The organism is Amycolatopsis sp. 2-15 (genome assembly GCF_030285625.1).
GTDB classification, from domain to species: domain Bacteria; phylum Actinomycetota; class Actinomycetes; order Mycobacteriales; family Pseudonocardiaceae; genus Amycolatopsis; species Amycolatopsis carbonis.
In genome coordinates, this window is sequence record NZ_CP127294.1 from 3,907,111 (window position 1) to 3,920,066 (window position 12,956).

A 12,956-nucleotide genomic window follows, 5' to 3' on the forward strand; every position below is an offset into this window, starting at 1 on the left:
CACACGTGGCTGCACAAGCGAACGAGCCGATCCACCACGTCGCGGACGGGTCCGAGCTGGCCCGGGAGCTGGACTCCTACCTCGCCGAGGGCTACGGCATCGAGCGCGCGGCCGACGGCTGGCTGGTACTGCGCCGTGGGTCCACCCGGATCACGGTCGTCACCGCCGCCGCACTCTCCGGCTGACCGAACGCGACGAAGGGGGTGGTGGGCCACCTGGCCCGCCACCCCCTTCGTTTTCCTCTGGTGCCGGGGTCAGCCGGCGGCGCTGGTGTTGACGTCGCCATTGACGCCCTTCGGGAAGAACCCGCCTGAAGTCGCGGCTTTGTCGGTCAGGTAGACGATGTTGAGGACCTGGCCGGGGCTGCGGCTGTAGGCGATTCCGTTGGCGTCGGTGGGCACGATGTCGGCGTTGCCGTGGCTGTCGATCACGCCCTGGTCGTCGTCGGCGGGGCCGTCGAGGCTGTCGCGGGCGGCGGACAGTTTGACCGACGCCTTTTTCAGGTCGGTGCTGAACAAACCGGTGCCGAGCAGGCCACCACCGCGCTGGTAGAGCGCGCTGCGGATCGTGCCGGCGTGGTAGGCCTCGACCGCGAGGATGCCCGCGGCCGCTTCGCGGTAGGTCTTGTTGCTGATCAGCGGGGCCGCGCCTTTGTAGGCGGTGACCCCGACGTCTTCGAACAGGTACGCGGCGAGCAGGAAGTTCTACTCGCACGCGAACGCGTCGAAGGTGTGCCCGGGCTTCACGATCCCGGCCGCCTGCGCGGCGGCGGTGAAGCTGGACTGCAGGTCGATCGCGGGCCGGCTGACCGCCGCGGCGCCCAGCGCGGAGCGCAGGAACGCGACGTGCGCCTTCTCGTCGCCCGCGATCTCCTGGGCGTACTGCTTGGTGGCCTTCGTCTCGAACCGCACCGCGCGGCCACCGGTGACCCCGCCCCGGGTGCCCGTGCCGGTGGTCATCGAGTCGGCCAGGCCTTTGCCCGTCACGGCGTGCAGGTAGAACTCGGCCTCGAGGTATTCGAGGTTGAGGGCGAAGTTCAGCACCGCGCCGTCACTCACCTCGGCGCCGGCCTCGGCCACCGGCGCGGACCGGCGGGTCGCCGCGGCCGCCGGACCGGCGAGGGCGAGTCCGCCGAGCGCGCCGACGCCGACGACGCCGAGCCCGGTCATGCCCGCGGCCTGGAGGAACTTGCGCCGATCCTGGGGATTCTCCGCGCTCCGGGTGATCATGGAGGCGGCATAACGCTTGCCGAACACAGGCGATCTCCTTCCGACCCGGCACCGCGGACGGCCGTGCCGGGCGTCCCCCGCGCCGGACGTGCGCGCGAGGGGTGGATCTTGCGTGGACCACCGGAGTTCGGTGCCGCTTGGGGACGTGGATTGGTCCGAACCTGGATCGGGTGACGGCGGCTCCCGGGCGGCGTGGCGGCGTACCCGCATTTCAGTGGCCCAAACCTGTTGGGGCAAAAGAAAAAGATCAGCCCCGCACCCATCCGTTCGGGTGCGCCGCCGCGAAGACCCCCTGACGAGCGACTCGCAACGTCACGAAAGGAGGTGAATACATGGAAACATCTCCGATGATCTGCCGGGCGGACAAGTCTGGCCGTCCCCTGTCCGGGCGCTGTTCGTGATGAGCGTGATGTGCGGGTTCGCCTTGCTCGCCATGGTGCTGGCCGATCGTGCGAGCGCGGCGGAGCAACCGACGTCCGGACAGGACGGTCAGCACACGGCTCAGCCCGGCGGGCTTCTTTCCGAGGTCCACGGCTTGGTCGGGTCGGTGTTGCGTCCGGTTTCGGGCGCGGTGGCCCCGGTTGTCGAAACGGCGGCCGAGGTGGTGCGTCCGGTGACGGACGCGGTGTCCCCGGTGGTCGGTTCGGTGACCGCGGTGGTCCCGCCGGCGTCGCCGACAGCGCCGACGGCCGATCCGGTGGACGGCCGGGTCGATCCCGCGCCGGCTGCTTCGTCAGCAGGCTCGCACAGCGATCCGGTGGTCGCGCCGACGCCGGACACTGCCGCGGCGACGGGCGTATCGGTGCGCGAGCACGAGGTCGGCGAGCCGTCGGTCACCACGCCCGGCAAGCCGGCACCGCCGGTGCGGGACGTGCCGGTGACGTCCGGTGGCTCCTGGCAAGGTGTTCCACAAGGACCGTTCCAGCCGGACACGACCGGGCGCCGCGATTCGGGCACCTTGTCCGCCTCGGCTCAGCACGACGGTGCCGCGGCCATTTTGGCGGCACGAGCCGGCACGCGTGGTGTGGCGCAACGATGGCGCGCGCCACCCGAAGCCGGCGGCGAGCTGCGTTGGCCGATGTTCGAGAGCGACAACCGGCCTGGATGAGTGTCCCTTTCCACCTCCATCAATCCACAATGGACATAAGGAAAGGGAAACCATGCGCAAGTACGTGCGACGGGGCTTGACGGCCGCGTTCATCTCAGGCGGGTTCGTCCTGCTGGGCACCGCGGTGGCCAGTGCGGACACCAACCCGCTCGGAGGGCTCGGCGACGGCCTGCACTCCGTGGTCGCCGGCGTGACGTCGGTCGGCAGCCACGGCGGTACCGGCGGGAACTCCGGCGACGCGGGGAACGCGAGCAGCGGCAACACCGCGGTCAGCGGGAACTCCGGTGACTCGGGCAGCTCCGGCGCCACCGGCGGCAACCACGCCGCGAGCCTGTGTGTGCTGGCGTCGTGCACGACCTCGGTCTCGTCGGGCAACTCGGGTGACACCGGAATCGACCGGCAGCACCGGGACCGCGACGAACACCAGCACCACCACCGGCGGCGACTCCGGTACGGCGGGCAATGGCGGCACCGGAACAGCGGCGGCCACGCACACCGGCTCGTCACGCGGTGGCCGCGGCGGCATCCTCGGATTCGTCTCCGGCACCGCTTCCGGCGGCAACAGTGGCAATTCCGGTAACGCCGGCGACGCCACCAGCACCCACACCGCGGTGACGGGCGCGTCCGGCACTTCGGGCGACTCCGGCGCCACCGGGGGCAACAGCGCCTACGGGCTCTGCCTGCTTGCCCGCTGCACCACCACGGTCACCTCGGGCGACTCCGGTTCGACCGGCTCCACCGGCACCACCGGTGACGCCACGAACCAGAGCACCACGACCGGTGGTACCTCCGGCCCGGCGGGCAACGGCGGCGACGCCACGGCTGGCGGTGCGAGCACCGCGTCGAACAGCGGCAGTGACCGTTGGTCGTGGAACGGCAACGGTGGCTCGCTCGGCAACGTCCTCTCGGGTGCGTTCGCCGGCAAGGGCGGCAACTCCGGCCGCGCCGGTGGCGCCACCAGCACGAACACCGCGGTGACGGGCGCCTCCGGCACTTCGGGCGGCTCCGGTGCCACCGGTGGCAACACCGCCAGCACCTCCACCGGCGGCGGCTCCGGCCACCGCGCGTGGGGCCACGCCGGTTGGGGCCGCGGCGGTTCGCCGGACCAGGCTGACCACTCGAGCACCACGGTCGGCTCGGGTGACTCCGGCGCCACCGGTTCCACCGGGGTGACCGGCGACGCCGGCAACACCAGCACCACCACGGGCGGCGCCTCCGGCCCGGCCGGCAACGGCGGCAACGCCGACGCCACCGGCTGGAACACCTTCGCCCACGCCCCGCGCACCGTCTGACGGAAGCGGGACACCTGAAACGGGGTGGGGTGCCGGAAAAATCCCGGTGCCCCGCCCCGTTCGGGTTCAGCACTCGCCGGCAAGAAATCCACTGTGGACACTTCGCCGGATCGTCCGCTCGTGACGCGCGTGTGACCCATCCGACGGTTTTGCCCCACCCCGACCGGGATATCCCGGTGGTAATCGCCCCAGAACTCGGCGACCACCGTCCGTCTCCGAGAAATGAGCGATCGCATGACACAAACCCTCACCCGCCCCAGCCGTGACGCGCGAAAACCCGCGCAGCCGATGCTGTCGGGCGAAAAGACCCGGACCGAGAACTCCTTGGTGAAGCTGTTTGCCGTCGTCCCGTTGGTGGCGCTGGTGGCGGCGGTGCCGTTCGCGTGGGGCTGGGGCCTGGGCTGGATCGACCTCGCGCTGGCCGCCGGGTTCTACGTCCTCACCTGCCTCGGCGTCACGATCGGGTTCCACCGGTACTTCACGCACGGTGCGTTCAAGGCCCGCCGCGGGCTGCGGATCGCGCTGGCCGTGGCCGGGAGCATGGCCATGCAGGGGCCGGTGATCACCTGGGTCGCCGACCACCGCCGCCACCACGCCTTCGCCGACCGCGAAGGCGATCCGCATTCCCCGTGGCGCTACGGCACCTCGCCCACCGCGCTCGCGAAGGGATTCTGGTTCGCCCACATGGGCTGGCTGTTCGACCGCCAGAAGACCAACGCCCAGCGGTTCGCCCCCGATCTGCTCGCCGACCGCGACATCGCGCGCATCGACCGCTCGTTCCCCGCGTTGACCGTCCTCACGCTCCTCGCGCCCGCCCTCATCGGCGGACTCGCCACGATGTCCTGGTGGGGCGCGGTGACCGCGTTCTTCTGGGCGAGCCTCGTGCGCGTCGCGGTGCTGCACCACGTGACCTGGTCGGTGAACTCGCTGTGCCACATGATCGGCGACCGGCCCTACGCCGCGCGTGACAAGTCGGCGAACTTCTGGCCGCTGGCCATCGCGTCCATGGGCGAGTCGTGGCACAACTCCCACCACGCCGACCCGACCGGCGCCCGCCACGGCGTCCGCCGCGGCCAGCTGGACATCTCCGCGCGGATCATCTGGCTGTTCGAGAAGGCCGGCTGGGCCACCGACGTCCGCTGGCCGAAGCCCGAACGCCTGGTCCGTAAGCTGAACCCGGGCTACGCGCCGGGGCTCGAACGCGGAGTGCTCGATCCCCGATGACACTGCGCGCCGGACCCAACCCTGGTTCGATCAGCTCGGGTTGACCTCGCAGCCTCCACGTTCCGAACACCCGCACCTCCGGAGGCCCCAGCCGTGCCCGAATCCCAGGAACCCGAGCAGGGTTCGTTCGCCGACGCCGAAGCCGCCGCGGCCGAGCTGAGCACGACCGCACAGCCGTTGGGGGCCAAGGGAAAACCGCTCAACCGGCGGTCGCCCTTCCTGCTCGGCCTGGCGGGCGCGGCAGGCGTGGCGGTGGTTTACGGGCTGGTGCAGATCGTGGTCGGGCTTCAGGACATCCTGGTGCTGATCGGGCTCGCGCTGTTCCTCGCCATCGGCCTCGAACCCGCGGTCTCGTGGCTGACTCGACGCCGGTTCCGCCGCTGGCTCGCGGTGACGACCGTGTTCGTCGTGGGGCTGCTGGCCCTCGGCGGCTTCCTCACCGCGGCGATCCCGGTGGTGGTCGAGCAGGGCACGCAGCTCGTCGCCAAGGCTCCCGGCTGGTTGCACGACGCCCAGAACCACAACACCGTCCTCGGGCAGCTCAACGACCGCTTCCACCTGCAATCGCAGCTCGAAGGCGTGCTCAACGGCCCCGGTCTCGGCACCGGGCTGCTCGGCGCCGGCCAGGCCGTGTTCAGCGCGTTGACCAATGTGCTGATCCTGATCGTGCTCACGGTGTACTTCCTCGCCGACCTGCCCCGCATCCGCGCGGGCGGCTACCGGCTGATCCCGCACTCGCGCCGGCCGCGGGCCATCCTCCTCGGCGACGAAATCTCCACCAAGGTCGGCGGCTACGTGCTCGGCAACCTGGCCATCTCCGTCATCGCCGGTGTGCTGACCCTCGCGTGGCTCCTGATCTTCGGCGTCCCCTACGCGGCGCTGCTCGCGATCACCGTCGCCATCCTCGACCTGATCCCGGTGGTCGGCTCGGTCGTCGGCGGCGTGCTCGTGAGCCTGGTCGCCCTGACGGTGTCACTGCCGGTCTGCCTTGCCACGATCGGGTTCTTCGTCGGCTACCGCCTCGTCGAGGACTACGTCCTGGTGCCCCGCATCATCGGCGGCGCGGTGAAGGTGCCCGCCCTCGTCACCGTCGTCGCCGTCATCGTCGGCGGCGCGCTGCTGGGCATCGTCGGCGCACTGGTGGCCATTCCTATCGCCGCAGCGGCCCTGCTGATCGTCCGCGAAATCTTGTACCCGCGCCTCGACCGAGCCTGAGCGGGTCTTCCCTCGTCCAAGCGGATCCAAACCGCCCGTCGGCGAGAGTCACCCCACCTCCGCCCCGCGATCGTGGACAGCGGGGACGGTCGCCGTGGCCGCGATCGTCTTTGGGCTGCTCCTGCCGCGCCGGCCGGGCCGCGCTCGCCCTGGTGCTCGGCAGCGACCACCACCAGGACCAGCGTTCACGGCGATCGCGGCGAGTGTGTTAGGACTGGGTCCTAGCAAAGGGGCTCCAGGTGCACCAGCTCAGTCTCGGCGTCATCTCGCATTCGCGGAAAGAAAACGAACGCCGGTTGCCGATCCACCCGCACCACCTCGACCGGATCGACGCCGATCTCCGGAAAACCATCTACCTCGAACACGGCTACGGCGAATCCTTCGGCGTATCCGACGAGCGACTGGCGGGCCTCGTCGCGGGGCTGCGCTCGCGTGAGCAGCTGATCGCCGAGTGCGACGTCGTCTTGCTGGCCAAGCCGCTGGCCGGCGACGTCGCCGAACTGCGGGACGGCCAGGTCCTGTGGGGCTGGCCCCACTGCGTGCAGGACGCCGAGCTGACCCAGCTCGCCATCGACCGGCGGCTGACGGTGATCGCCTTCGAGGCGATGAACCACTGGCGCCGTGACGGGTCGTTCGGCTTGCACGTGTTCCACAAGAACAACGAGCTGGCCGGGTACTGCTCGGTGGTGCACGGCCTGCAGCTGATCGGGTCGACCGGCGACTTCGGCCGACGGCTGCGGGCGGTGGTGATCGGGTTCGGCGCGACGGCGCGCGGCTCGGTGACGGCCTTGAACGCCCACGGGATCCACGACGTCGACGTCCTCACCGCACGCGGCCTCAGCGCGGTCGCCTCGCCGATCCACTCGGCGACTATGGTGCACATCGACCACGACGTGAACAACCCGGGCGATCTCCGCCGCAGCCACGCGCTCACCCCGACGGGCCGGGTGCCGCTGGCCGGGTTCCTCGCCGAGCACGACATCGTCGTCAACTGCGTGCTGCAGGACACCGACGCGCCGCTGACCTTCCTCATCGAAGAGGACCTCGCCGCGTTCACCGCGGGCAGCCTCATCGTCGACGTCTCGTGTGACGAAGGCATGGGCTTCAGCTGGGCACAGCCGACGACGTTCGCCGAGCCGACCTTCCCGGTCGGGGACGGCATCACCTACTACGCCGTCGACCACAGCCCGTCCTACCTGTGGAACTCCGCGACCTGGGAGATCAGCGAAGCCCTCCTGCCGCACCTGCGGTCGGTCCTCGCGGGCTCCGCCACCTGGGACGATCACCCCACCGTCCGGCGTGCCATCGAGATCCGCGAAGGCACGGTCGAGAACCCGGCGATCCTGTCCTTCCAGCACCGCTCGCCGGAATACCCGCACCAGAAGCTCTGAGCTCCGGCGAAGCTCGTGTCCTGACCGCCCAGGGTCAGGGCACGAGCACCCGCCCGGCACCGCGAACGTCGTTCCGTCAGCCGCGCTTCACCACTGCGTACGCCGCGATGGAAAGATCGTTCCGACGACGGACAGGCCGAGGGAGGGTGGCGCCGCGGTGCGTGATGGGAATGCGATTTCGCCGGACGGAACGAAGATCCACTTCTCGACGGAGGGCCGGGGGCGGCCGCTGGTGATCGCGCCGGGTGTGCTCGCGCCGCTGGAGCGGTACCTGCCGCTGGCCCGGGTGCTGGCGGACCGGTACACGGTCGTGCTCGTCGAGCGCCGGGGTTACGGGCGGACCGAGCCGGGGTCGGCGCCGGCGACGTTCGACCGGCAGGCCGAGGATCTCGTCGCCGTGCTGGGGGAGGCCTCGGAGCCCGCGATGGTGTTCGGGCATTCCTTCGGCGGCCTGGTGAGCTTGGCCGCCGCGCGCGCCGCCGAGGAGCGTGTCGCGGGGATGGTGCTGTACGAGCCGCCGGCGGCGCTGCTCGGCGGCCCGCTGAACCGATGCTCAAGGGCTGCCGGAAAGCCGTCGCGGCAGGTAAGCCGCACGACGCGGTGCGCCTCGCGCTCGCGTTGAGCGGGGCACCCGCACCGCGCGACGAAGGTGCTGCCGACGGGACGGTCGCCAAGCTGGCGCGGCTCGTCCCCGGCCTCATCGCCGACCTCGAGTCCGCGACCGGCCTGAAAGTGCCGGCCGAGTACTGGCCGGCGTGCCGGCGCCGGTGACTTTCGTCGAAGGTGGGAGCACCACTCCGGAGTACGCGCGCAGCGTGGCGATGCTGCGCGCCGTTTATCCGCGTTCGCGCCACGAAGTGCTCGCCGGCGAGGTGCACATCCCCAGGGCCATGGACCGGATCGCGCGATTTTTCACCTGAGGTGCGGGGCGATTCGCTCAGAGGGGCGGCAGACTGGTGCTCACCCACTGGCGCGGATCGGGCCGGGTTCCGGCGGTCTCGTGGCGCTACGCGGGAACGCCTTCGCCGGCCAGGATTTCCGGCGTGGCGGTGGTGGACCCCTCGCCGGCGGCCGCCCGCAGCGCGGCGTGGGCCGCTTCCGGGGGAGTCTCCGGGGGGACGACCAGCAGGATCACTTGACGTGAATCCGAGCCGATCGCCGTGATCGTGTGCGGGTTCGTGAACCGAAAGCCCTCGAGCGGCACGATCCGGTCGCCGAGGTACACCTTGCGGGTCGCCGGACCCCAGGTGTCCAGGTGGTAGGACACCCGCGTGACCGGTCCCACCCGTTGCTCGACCGCGGCCGCCAGCGAGGGCAGCTCCGCCTCCAGGTCCGTCGAACGCGGCCACCAGCCGCCGTCGACGTGGCCGCGTTCGGCGCCGGCCTTTTTCATCCGCAGCCGGGGTTCGTGGAGCTGTTCGTCTTCGGTCGTGGTTTCCGGCTGAATCGAGGTCGCCATTCCGGCGCTCCCACCTCCGGCCCTCGACGGGACCGGGGATTGTTCGTGCGCCAGAGGTGGCACCGGCGAGCGGCCGGGTACAACTTCGCCCCTGGTACCAGCACGCTACTCCTGATGTCGGTGCGCTCGGCGTAGACTGAGCGTATTGGCCCGTGAAATCACAGAATTCGACTCTGCCGGCCGAGGACGGCGCTCCGCGGAAAAACCGCGGAAGCGGTCGTCGCACGAGGCAAGCCGGACGGGAGTGCCACCATGACGTTCGGATCGGACCGCGGTGCCGCGGGAACGGTGATCGGCTCGCTCGCGACCGGAAATCGGCTGCGGCTCAAGGAACCGGCAGCGACAAAGGGCTGTTTCGATGGCGCCTGGTGGCCGCGGTCGCGGGACCCGGTCGGGGAATTCAGCGCCCTCGTCTCCTCGATTTCCGCCGAACTCGGCCGAGTGGAACGCATCGGCTTCAACCCGGCCGCGTGGGACCTCGCGCCGACCCGGCTCGCCCACGGCCCCGATCTCGTTCGGCTGGCGGGATTCTTCGGGCTGCAGCAGCACACTGTCGTGGTGATCGGGCCGCGCATCCACCACCTGACCCTGTTGGTGATCCCGCCGGAAGCCGATCCGGCCGCCGCGGAACGCGCCCTGGTCGCGACGTCCGCCCAGAACAGCACCGACTCCGCGCAGCTGATCTTGAGTGATAGCGGTGTCATCGGTCCGGCTTGATCCCCCCATGGCCGACGTGCGGCCGGCACTCCACCGGCCGTCCTGACCGGGATCGGAGTTCTCATGGTCGACACACCGCACGCGCCGCTTGACGGCTCCCGGGTGCGGCTCAAGCCACTGCTTTCCGTCACTGGCTTCGTCGACGGCGCCTGGTGGCCGCGTTCGACGGATCTGACCGCCGAGGTCCCGGAACTCGCGGCCGCGCTCGCCGAACGGATCGGACCGGTGTGGCGCGTGGCGTTCCCCTCGGCGGCGTGGACGGTGACCGGAACCAGAATGGTTAACCGCGGCATGATCATCCGGCTGGAGGGGTTCCGCGCTCAGGATCCGCACATCGTGCACGTGACCGGCAGCCTGATGCGCCGCCTGACCCTGCTCGTCGTCCCCGCGGGCACCACGCAGGTCATCGTCGAGCGCGCGATGTCGGCGGCCTCGGACCAGAACGACGCAACCCGCCCGGAGGCGCTCCTCGACGGTGCCGGCCTTGCCCACCCGCCGGCCGAAAACGACGTCTACCGCTGGGAATCCGAAGGCGGCTCGACCGCCGCGATCGCTGCGGTTTCCCGTCCCTGACCCGCGCCAGCGTCTCGGTGAGACCCACCGGTGACCAACGTTCATTCGGGCGGACAAGCGACTCTACGTCCGGGTGAACATTTTCCCCTGCCCTGGTGATGGCGATGGAAACGGGCTTGGCGTTCACCCCCGTGGTGGCCGTTCCGCGCCATTATTTCGGTGGTCGCCAGACGAATTTTTCTTTTTCGCATCTACATGTCCTGTGCGTGGCGCCCGTTTTCCGGCCCGGACCTTGCCGGCCTCGATCGTCGAATCGACGGAAGGCAAGGCGAATGGACGGCGATCCCGCCAGAATAAGCTCGGTTCGAGGATCACGCCGAGGCCGTTCGTATGCGGTCGGGAGTCTCGGTGTGGCGGCGAGCGTCCTGCTTCTGGTGGCTGTGTCGGTGCCGGAGGCGTCCGCGGCCGAGGCGCCGGTCGGGTTGGGCACGGCCGAGCCCTACTCCGTGCTGGGCGGCCAGACCGTGACCAACACGGGTCCCGGCACGTTGAGCGGGGATCTGGGAGTCAGTCCGGGAACCGCGATCACCGGTTTCCCGCCCGGTACCGCGGCGGGTGCCACACACGCGGCGGATGCCGCGGCCGCTCAGGCCCAGTCTGATCTCGTCATCGCCTACGAGGACGCTGCCGGGCGCGCGCCGACCGCGAGCGTCGCCGACGATCTGGTCGGTCAGACGCTGACCGGCGGGGTCTACAACTCCACGGGCCCGCTCTCACTCAGCGGAACCCTGACCCTGGACGGCCAGGGTGACCCGAACACCGTGTGGATCTTTCAGGTGGCGTCCACGCTGATCACGGCCTCGGCCAGCGACGTCAACCTCGTCAACGGCGCCCAGGCGTGTCATGTGTACTGGCAGGTCGGCAGCTCGGCGACGCTCGGCACGACCTCGAACTTCGTCGGCACGATCATGGCGCTGACCTCGATCACGGTGACCACCGGCACGGTGGTCGCCGGTCGCGCACTGGCGCGCAACGGCCAGGTGTCCCTGGACGACAACACGTTCACCACACCCGACTGCGACACCACCACACCCACCACCGACACCACACCCACCACCAGCGACACCGACACCGACACGACCAGCCCGACCGGTGATACCGACACCACCAGCCCCACCACCAGCGACACCGACACGACCAGCCCGACGACCACTACGACGACCACGGACTCATCGAGCGGCGCCACGGAAACGACGACCAGCTCGGGCGGTCTCGGGGCGAGCTGGACCGACAGCGGCTCGAACGGCAGCGGCCCAGGGCCGGCGGATTTCCCCACCGGGCCCTCGCACCTCGCCAGTACCGGCGCCGGCCCACTTCTCGGCCCCGCGCTCGGCCTCGGATTCCTTCTTGTCGTGCTCGGTGGTTCGCTTCTCTTCGTCCTGCGCGCCCGCAAGTTCCGGCGTCGATCCGAATGAGCGGGACAACACTCCACGAAGAAGGCGATGACACGATCGATTTCTTTCGGCCGGCGCTGTGACTCACGGGCCGCGCCCCTTTCATCGACGTCGCCGGAACACGACAGCGGTCGCGGGCCCGGTACCGCCGGACACGAACGAGGATCGGCGTCCGCCGCGTAGCGGTAGGCTTGCCGGAGACAGCGCCGGAGCGCCCAGCCCATGCCCTCACGACGATCGACCGTCATTCAGCGGCCGCGTCTGTCCCAGGCCGCGTGCTCGTCGTTCGCGCGGCAGGGGCTGGTTGCGACCGCCAGGGCAGGAGCCCCCTCGTGAAACTCACAGCACTCGATCTTCGCCGTCTTCGCCGTCCGCCGCCGGAGCGCGCCGCGGTGGCCGTTCCCGTGGCACTCTCTGCCGGCGGTGAACCCGGCCGGCGCTCGATCTTGAACCTCACGGTGGTGCAAAGTGGCCGGACGCTGGTGCTCGTCGTGGAGGGGGACGTGGATCATCACACCGCGCCCACGATGAGCGAAGCACTGGAATCGGCATTGGCTCGACGGCCCCGGCGGCTCGTGGTGGACCTGTCCGAGGTCTGGTTCCTGAACTCCGCCGGGCTCGAAGTCCTGCTGCGTGCACCGTAAAGCAGCTCCGCACACCGACCTGCGGCTGGTCGCCACGAGCCGCGCGACCTGGCGCCCGCTGCAGATCACCCGGTTGCACGAACAACTGGTCATCCACGCCTCACGGGCCTCCGCCATCGCCGCCCCGGAACGAGAACACGGCCGCCGTTCCGGTGGATAGAGATGCAGGGCGCCTGACGCGGAGATCGCCCGAGCCCGCGGCCTTCTCCCCGGAGGCCTATGATCAGGTGACGGCTCGCAACGAGACTTCGCATCCAGAAGCTGGAAGACAGCCACGCCCGGGACCCCGGCGGACGCAGGACCGATCCAGTCCGAAACTGTCCACTGAGGACTTGTCATGACCAGACCCCGGCCGATCTCTCCCGGCCTCGCCGTCGGTGCCTCCGACGGTTCCGCGAGGTACGCGACACCTGACGAAGCCGACTGCCCCGACGCGGAGCGGATGGCGGCCCGCGCTGCCCCGCCGGCACGGCAGCACAGGCACTTCTTCGCAAGGATCGGTTTGGCGCTCGTGGTCTTCGCCGGTGCGTGTGCCGGCCGCGCCCTGCGGGGCGACACGTGGTGGCTGATCTTGGCCGGGCTCTTCGCGGTGACGTCCACCGGGCTCGCCCGCATCGGCCACGTGATGCGGCACCGGTGCAGCGTGGGCGCACACTCGGGCACCCGCGCCGCAGGCGGTGACTCCGCGTGACTCACGGCTGGCGACGCCC

16 protein-coding genes and 1 pseudogene are annotated in these 12,956 nt (G+C 70.3%); 15 read left to right on the forward strand and 2 right to left on the reverse strand.

All coding sequences use genetic code 11. From position 1 onward, the window contains the following. Positions 1–5: 5 nt before the first annotated feature. Positions 6–185 carry a hypothetical protein gene (locus QRX50_RS19405; protein ID WP_285973351.1) on the forward strand — a complete coding sequence of 60 codons (180 nt, stop codon included), beginning with the start codon at positions 6–8 and terminating at the stop codon, positions 183–185. 69 nt (positions 186–254) lie between these two features. On the opposite strand, the pseudogene QRX50_RS19410 reads toward QRX50_RS19405, so the two are convergent. Beyond that, positions 255–1,256, reverse strand: a pseudogene (locus tag QRX50_RS19410) (ferritin-like domain-containing protein). A 373-nt stretch (positions 1,257–1,629) separates the two neighbouring features. On the opposite strand from QRX50_RS19410, the gene QRX50_RS19415 reads away from it, so the two are divergent. The 9 genes from QRX50_RS19415 (at position 1,630) to QRX50_RS19455 (ending at position 8,379) form a co-directional block, all read left to right on the forward strand. Next, positions 1,630–2,337, forward strand: a complete 708-nt coding sequence (locus QRX50_RS19415) for a hypothetical protein (RefSeq protein WP_285973352.1) — start codon at positions 1,630–1,632, stop codon at positions 2,335–2,337. Positions 2,338–2,389: 52 nt separating this feature from the next. After that, positions 2,390–2,917, forward strand: coding sequence for a hypothetical protein (locus tag QRX50_RS19420; protein ID WP_285973353.1), 528 nt, complete (start codon positions 2,390–2,392; stop codon positions 2,915–2,917). A 31-nt stretch (positions 2,918–2,948) separates the two neighbouring features. Further along, positions 2,949–3,629, forward strand: coding sequence for a hypothetical protein (locus QRX50_RS19425; RefSeq protein ID WP_285973354.1), 681 nt, complete (start codon positions 2,949–2,951; stop codon positions 3,627–3,629). 234 nt (positions 3,630–3,863) lie between these two features. Continuing rightward, positions 3,864–4,853: an acyl-CoA desaturase gene (locus QRX50_RS19430; RefSeq protein ID WP_285973355.1), complete on the forward strand. Its 990-nt coding sequence runs from the start codon at positions 3,864–3,866 to the stop codon at positions 4,851–4,853. Between the two features lie 93 nt (positions 4,854–4,946). Further along, positions 4,947–6,068, forward strand: a complete 1,122-nt coding sequence (locus QRX50_RS19435; RefSeq protein ID WP_285973356.1) for an AI-2E family transporter — start codon at positions 4,947–4,949, stop codon at positions 6,066–6,068. A gap of 239 nt (positions 6,069–6,307) precedes the next feature. Further along, positions 6,308–7,459: a N(5)-(carboxyethyl)ornithine synthase gene (locus QRX50_RS19440; RefSeq protein WP_285973357.1), complete on the forward strand. Its 1,152-nt coding sequence runs from the start codon at positions 6,308–6,310 to the stop codon at positions 7,457–7,459. 157 nt (positions 7,460–7,616) lie between these two features. Beyond that, on the forward strand, positions 7,617–8,081 hold the full coding sequence (locus tag QRX50_RS19445; protein WP_285973358.1) for an alpha/beta fold hydrolase: 465 nt from the start codon (positions 7,617–7,619) through the stop codon (positions 8,079–8,081). Next, positions 8,060–8,230 (forward strand): hypothetical protein, encoded by a 171-nt coding sequence (locus tag QRX50_RS19450; protein WP_285973359.1) that lies wholly within the window; start codon positions 8,060–8,062, stop codon positions 8,228–8,230. The genes QRX50_RS19445 and QRX50_RS19450 overlap by 22 nt, the downstream gene beginning before the upstream one ends. After that, entirely contained in the window at positions 8,227–8,379 is a 153-nt protein-coding gene (locus QRX50_RS19455; RefSeq protein ID WP_285973360.1) for a hypothetical protein, read from the forward strand. Before QRX50_RS19450 ends, QRX50_RS19455 begins: the two co-directional genes overlap by 4 nt. Positions 8,380–8,465: 86 nt before the next feature. Here QRX50_RS19455 and QRX50_RS19460 read toward each other — a convergent pair whose 3' ends face one another. Further along, complete coding sequence (locus QRX50_RS19460) at positions 8,466–8,918, reverse strand: DUF5994 family protein (RefSeq protein WP_285973361.1); 453 nt, start codon at positions 8,916–8,918, stop codon at positions 8,466–8,468. A 252-nt stretch (positions 8,919–9,170) separates the two neighbouring features. Between QRX50_RS19460 and QRX50_RS19465 the strand changes: the two genes are divergently transcribed. The 5 genes from QRX50_RS19465 (at position 9,171) to QRX50_RS19485 (ending at position 12,937) form a co-directional block, all read left to right on the forward strand. After that, entirely contained in the window at positions 9,171–9,635 is a 465-nt protein-coding gene (locus tag QRX50_RS19465) for a DUF5994 family protein (RefSeq protein WP_285973362.1), read from the forward strand. Between the two features lie 63 nt (positions 9,636–9,698). Beyond that, entirely contained in the window at positions 9,699–10,208 is a 510-nt protein-coding gene (locus tag QRX50_RS19470) for a DUF5994 family protein (RefSeq protein ID WP_285973363.1), read from the forward strand. 272 nt (positions 10,209–10,480) lie between these two features. After that, positions 10,481–11,623 carry an ice-binding family protein gene (locus QRX50_RS19475; protein WP_285973364.1) on the forward strand — a complete coding sequence of 381 codons (1,143 nt, stop codon included), beginning with the start codon at positions 10,481–10,483 and terminating at the stop codon, positions 11,621–11,623. A 383-nt stretch (positions 11,624–12,006) separates the two neighbouring features. Then, on the forward strand, positions 12,007–12,246 hold the full coding sequence (locus QRX50_RS19480) for an STAS domain-containing protein (RefSeq protein WP_285973365.1): 240 nt from the start codon (positions 12,007–12,009) through the stop codon (positions 12,244–12,246). Positions 12,247–12,583: 337 nt separating this feature from the next. Continuing rightward, positions 12,584–12,937 (forward strand): hypothetical protein, encoded by a 354-nt coding sequence (locus QRX50_RS19485; protein WP_285973366.1) that lies wholly within the window; start codon positions 12,584–12,586, stop codon positions 12,935–12,937. The last annotated feature ends 19 nt before the right edge of the window (positions 12,938–12,956 follow it).

Excerpts from the sequence above, each read along its gene's own strand:
- QRX50_RS19415 (WP_285973352.1), top strand. The coding sequence starts at position 1,630 with ATGAGCGTGATGTGCGGGTTCGCCTTGCTCGCCATGGTGCTGGCCGAT.
- QRX50_RS19420 (WP_285973353.1), top strand. The coding sequence starts at position 2,390 with ATGCGCAAGTACGTGCGACGGGGCTTGACGGCCGCGTTCATCTCAGGC.
- QRX50_RS19430 (WP_285973355.1), top strand. The coding sequence starts at position 3,864 with ATGACACAAACCCTCACCCGCCCCAGCCGTGACGCGCGAAAACCCGCG.
- QRX50_RS19460 (WP_285973361.1), bottom strand. The coding sequence starts at position 8,918 with ATGGCGACCTCGATTCAGCCGGAAACCACGACCGAAGACGAACAGCTC.
- QRX50_RS19465 (WP_285973362.1), top strand. The coding sequence starts at position 9,171 with ATGACGTTCGGATCGGACCGCGGTGCCGCGGGAACGGTGATCGGCTCG.
- QRX50_RS19470 (WP_285973363.1), top strand. The coding sequence starts at position 9,699 with ATGGTCGACACACCGCACGCGCCGCTTGACGGCTCCCGGGTGCGGCTC.
- QRX50_RS19475 (WP_285973364.1), top strand. The coding sequence starts at position 10,481 with ATGGACGGCGATCCCGCCAGAATAAGCTCGGTTCGAGGATCACGCCGA.
- QRX50_RS19485 (WP_285973366.1), top strand. The coding sequence starts at position 12,584 with ATGACCAGACCCCGGCCGATCTCTCCCGGCCTCGCCGTCGGTGCCTCC.